The organism is Marinospirillum sp., from assembly GCF_014859565.1.
Genome location: NZ_JACUUA010000445.1, coordinates 1 through 1,303 on the forward strand (window position 1 = coordinate 1; position 1,303 = coordinate 1,303).

Annotated in this window: 1 protein-coding gene; it reads right to left on the bottom strand. The window is 50.5% G+C overall.

Going from position 1 to position 1,303, the window contains the following annotated elements; translation table 11 throughout:
- Positions 1 to 1,303 (bottom strand): thiamine pyrophosphate-dependent enzyme (locus tag IBX50_RS20625; RefSeq protein WP_292258317.1); only part of this gene is annotated, 1,303 nt, incomplete at both ends.

Consider the following 1,303-nt stretch of genomic DNA (forward strand, 5'->3'; position numbering starts at 1 on the left):
TGGTTCTTCCTGACACCAGACAACATGCTCAAGATTGGTGTACTGCGCCAGTTCAGCTTCCAAGTCATCTTCCGGGAAGGGGTAGAGCTGTTCGATACGAATAATCGCAGTATCTTCAGCGCCTGTTTCTTCACGTTTGGCCGCAAGATCGTAATAAACCTTGCCACCACACAGAATGACACGTTTGACCTTTTTGGCATCCAGTTTGCCCTGATCACCAATGACGGTCTGGAAGTAGCCGTTAGCCAGATCTTCCAGCGTGGAAGTGGCATCCTTGTGGCGTAGCAGACTCTTCGGAGACATAACCACCAGCGGTTTACGCAGTGGGCGCAGTGCCTGACGACGCAAGAGGTGGAAAATCTGCGCAGGTGTAGTTGGTGTACAAACCTGGATATTGTGCTCAGCACACAACTGCAGGTAACGCTCCAGACGAGCTGAAGAGTGTTCCGGACCCTGACCTTCATAACCGTGCGGCAGCAGCATGGTCAAACCACACAGACGCCCCCACTTGGTTTCACCAGAAGAGATGAACTGATCCATCACCACCTGAGCACCGTTGGCAAAATCACCAAACTGGGCTTCCCAGATGACCAGTGCATTGGGCATGGTGGTGGAATAACCGTATTCAAAGGCCAAAACAGCTTCTTCTGACAGGTAGGAGTCATGAATGACCAGCTTGGGCTGATCAAGTTTCAGGTTCTGCAGCGGTACATAAACACGTCCATCATTACAGTCGTGTAATACAGCATGGCGGTGAGAGAAAGTACCGCGACCCACATCCTGTCCAGTGATACGAATCGGATGATTGGCATCCAGCAGCGTGGCATAAGCAAGTACTTCGGCAAAACCCCAATTCAACCCCATTCCACCAGCCAGCATCTTGCGGCGATCTTCATAGATCTTGGCAACCTGACGCTGCATCTGGAAACCCTCAGGAACTTCACACATTTTAACGGCGAGTTCTTGCAGGTGTTTGATTTCAACGCTGGTATCGTACTTGGCTGTCCATTCGTGACCCAGATAAGGCGTCCAATCTACAAACAGCTCCGTATTGGGCTCTTTAACCAGTGATTTGGCCACATGCTGACCATTATCCAGTGCATCCCGGTAGTCATCACTGAATTTTTTGTCTTCTTCAGCGGTGATCACACCAGCAGTCACCAGTTTTTTACCGTAGATCTTGCGGGTGCTGGGCTGTTTGGCAATTTTCTGATACATCAGTGGCTGAGTACCGGAAGGTTCATCTGCCTCGTTGTGACCACGACGACGGTAACAAACCAGATCAATCACCACATCACGCTTG